We start from the raw sequence: 3,916 nt of genomic DNA on the forward strand, positions 1-3,916 counted from the left end.
TCCTTAAGGGAAAAGTATGAATAATTCAGGGTCAATATAGCCGTTAAAAATTTGCGTAATTTCATTATTTTCCCCTCCAAAATATAGTCCTTAGTCATTATTAATTTTTTTCTCAAACTTACTAATTGCATCAAAAGTACGCTTAGAATTGTTATGATCAACATATTTAAAGTATTTGTTTCTCAACACACCATACTTACTTTTTTCACTAAAATTATTGTCAACATAATACTGAATATACTTTAGTAATTCATCGACATTTGCAGCTGAATCGCCAAATAGACCTGTCTCAAGATCAATATAGCTACCTTGATAACGATTATAATCATTCTGATCAAATTGAAAAAATAATACCGGTTTCTTCATGTAGAAGAACTCCCACGAAACACTTGAATAATCTGTAATTAATAGATTGCTTTCCATTAGCATTTCATTAATTTTGATTTCACCAAACTGATGAGTTTGAATTCTTTCACCCGGAATCGTAAATTTATCACTATACGCAATAAATTTTGGATGTAATAGGAAATGTAATGTTATGTCGTTTTTTTCAAGAATTTCGTTCAGCTCTCTTGATTCAAGCAATTTTCGATATTGCTTATAGTAATCACTTTCAATAAATTCTTCTTCGGGTATTCCATCCATCCAGGATCTCCAAGTTGGCATTACAAAAATTTTTTTCTCTTCTTCCTTAGATTTGTCTTCAAGAACATCCCAGCGAGTAAAACCAGTTAACATAATTTCAGAATCGTCATATCCGAAATTATTTTTTATGATATCCTTTTCGAAATCAGATGTAGCTGTATACAAAGATACAGCATTATTTTTACTCTTACTGAAAACATAATCAACCCGCTTAAGTGCCGTGACACCATGTTGTAAAAAAACAAATCTTTTTTTCTGAAGAGCATTTCGTAAATGACCTTTTTGGATACGAATATCATAACTGTGTCCTTTCGACTCTGAAGAAATCATTAATTCAGCTGCGAACATATAAACCATATATTTAAAACTCATGAATTTTAAAATTTTATCTTTCTGATGCTCAATATCCCGATAATCAACAGAATTTGTCTTTATAACAAAATAATAATCTTTCTTTTTGTTATTCGTATAACAATAATTAAAGAATTGATAACCATTATCTTGCGCCACAGATGCTTCTTTTTCGTAACCAATCCATACTTTTTTCCTATCAAAATATTTTCTAAACAACCGATAAGTAAAATAAGCCACATTTTCTTTAAATCTGTTAACCTTATTTTCATAATTTTTACGTTCTCTATAACAAAGTGCGTAAGAATTATCTGATGTAATATAAGGATAAATCATGTAATTATCTAAAAGATCAATTTCATTTCGATCTATCTGTTTCATAATTTTTCGTTTTACACTTTTCGATGGATTCTTTACACGTAAAGGAAACTTTTCTTTTCCCACCTGAAGCACAACAAAAACATCCCAAAAAAACGGAAGCAAATGATATTTATCAGGTATTATTTTCAACTTGACAGAAACTTCATTATTTGACTTAGAAATCACTTCTATAGGAATCTCGTATTCCATAAAAACAGCTTTGTTTCTTAACTTGATCATTCCTGAAGAAACTTTAAAATCAGAAACACCAATTTTGGAAACTTTGGAGGTTATTTCAATCCCCGAAGAGTTTACTTTATTAGCGGTAACTTTAATATTATGTTCCAATTGTTCATTATGAATTTTATCAATATCATTCCAAATAAAAGCCAATTCATTTTTCACACTAAAATACGGTACTAAACAAAAATTGTTTTCATTTGGTTCACCACTAATTGATGAAAGATATCTCGAAAACTTATCTTGTTCACTACTCGAGAATTTTCCGAGTTTACCATGAAGATGAGACTCTTGCTGATAAACATCGACATAAGTATCCCATCGTGACGAGACAATTTCTAATTCATCTAAAAATGTTTGGAAGTCTAAAATAACTGTACTTGAATTCTTTATCTTAAAATCAATATCAAGTCTCTTTTTTGTCTTGCGTTCAACTAAGTAAAAATTTAATTCACTTGCGGAATCTAACTTAGTCGTCTCTAATTGCACTTCAATTTGAGCAAAAGAATCAACAAAGTTTGTGCCGGAAAAGTTTAGATTCCGCTTTTCAAATCGCTTTTTTCTATATTGTTCTGGAGTTGCAACTCTGAAAACAAGCTCTCCGTTAACGGACCAATATGAACATAACCACATGTTTTCATTAAGTACAACATAGTCATTATACTTTTCGCTTTTCAATGATTTTTGAGAATAATTTTCCTTAAAAAAACCAAAATATTCATAATTTGACGGTATATCACCTTCAGATTCATCATGACATGATTTTGCTTTTTCCTTATCTTTTTTTAGAAAAACATATCGATATTGTTCTTTATCATTAGCTATTTGATCAGTTGGTATTCTTATATTTGAACCTTTTATAGTAAAATCAGTTACTGGCATAAAATGCTTGCTACTAACGTTTTTTTAAATAACAAAATATTTGACAACTCAACTTGATCGTTTACTCTAATCGAAATTAACTCTTCTGAAAAAGAAAATTTTTTGACAATACAATGCTGTTTTTCAACATTTAAAACCTTTCTCATGAACAAGTTAAGGTTAGAAGTTAATTTTAAATTACCATTCTTAGAATAATGGTATATACTTAACTGATTTCCAATTTGATCATCTTTTGGAAGCTTTTCACTTCTAAGTACACCCTCATATAAAATACTGTCTTTTACAAACACAACGATGGGGGTAATCTCTTCTAAGTTAATAATCGACATAAAAGCTTCTTTTTCTATTTCTATTAAAGAGCGACTCTCCACATTTTGGAAATAGGCTCCATTATGTAAAATATAATTTTCTTTTTTATCCTTCCACGCTATAAATGTTTTAACGCTTGGGCTCTCAAAGAATGCTTTAATAAAAAGTTTGTGGCCTACATATTTAACTTCCTCAATGGGAACCTCAATTTGACGTAACTGCTTAGATTCTTTTTCAACATTTATATAGTTTCCCCTACTGATTGAAACCTCATTATCCCTAGTCAAGTAAAATCTAAAACCATAGTGTTCACTCGTGAAATAGAAAATATCAAAGTTAATTTTCTTTAAACTAAGATTTTTATTCTCTATTCTTGGCCGAATAAGCTTTTCCCCTGTAGCAACTAATAAGTCATAACGTGCAAATTCTACTTCTGGTAAATCAACATCTTTATATTCAAGAGTTATTTGATTATTTGCTCTATCTTGAATCCCCTCTACTTGCACAACATCTTTTGTTTTTCTATGACGAAAAACGAAAGATAATTTCTCATCATCATCGATATTATCAAATTCAATTGTCATACGCTTTGACTGCAGTAAAATTCTTGTCACTTTCATTTTATTAAAGCCCCTTATCTTTCGAACAATGTACCTATTACAAATTTATCCAAACCCTAAACATGATCAATTATTATCCATAATCGATTTTATGAGTTTAACAACTCTTTCTGTAGAACGACCATCGCTGAATTTATACATTTTTTTTGCAAATCGTGCTCTTTGCCGTTTTCCTTGATCAGTATCACCTTTTTTCAATGTCTTTACTAATTGTTCTTCATTTTTAACAACTGTTCCTGGAAACTCAGTTTCATAGTCGATCGTTAGCCCTGGCTTATTAGCATACTTATTTAAGTCTGGTACATATGCAATAACCGGCTTATTGAAAGCCATCCAATCGATCGTTATTGCTGAATAATCTGAGATTAGCAGATCCGTTACACAAAATAGCGAAGAAATTAACTCATCTTTCACAAATAAAACATTAGGATCATCCGTATATTTTGAATGTGAAATTAAAGGATGAGCTTTATATATAATTATACGTGTGGTGCTAGTTTGTAACATTT

General features: G+C 30.0%; 3 protein-coding genes. All 3 read right to left on the bottom strand.

What is annotated here, in order from left to right:
• Positions 1-90: 90 nt before the first annotated feature.
• Positions 91-2,478 carry a CDP-glycerol glycerophosphotransferase family protein gene (locus tag FC65_RS09295; RefSeq protein WP_056972460.1) on the bottom strand — a complete coding sequence of 796 codons (2,388 nt, stop codon included), beginning with the start codon at positions 2,476-2,478 and terminating at the stop codon, positions 91-93.
• On the bottom strand, positions 2,469-3,407 hold the full coding sequence (locus FC65_RS12580; RefSeq protein ID WP_056972461.1) for a hypothetical protein: 939 nt from the start codon (positions 3,405-3,407) through the stop codon (positions 2,469-2,471). The genes FC65_RS09295 and FC65_RS12580 overlap by 10 nt, the downstream gene beginning before the upstream one ends.
• A 66-nt stretch (positions 3,408-3,473) precedes the next feature.
• On the bottom strand, positions 3,474-3,916 hold a 443-nt coding region (locus FC65_RS09305), incomplete at its 5' end, for a CDP-glycerol glycerophosphotransferase family protein (RefSeq protein ID WP_082619081.1).

Origin of the sequence: Ligilactobacillus acidipiscis DSM 15836 (assembly GCF_001435755.1) — a bacterium.
Lineage (GTDB): Bacteria > Bacillota > Bacilli > Lactobacillales > Lactobacillaceae > Ligilactobacillus > Ligilactobacillus acidipiscis.

Coding starts and splice junctions, on each gene's coding strand:
- FC65_RS09295 (WP_056972460.1), bottom strand. CDS start 2,478: ATGCCAGTAACTGATTTTACTATAAAAGGTTCAAATATAAGAATACCA.
- FC65_RS12580 (WP_056972461.1), bottom strand. CDS start 3,407: ATGAAAGTGACAAGAATTTTACTGCAGTCAAAGCGTATGACAATTGAA.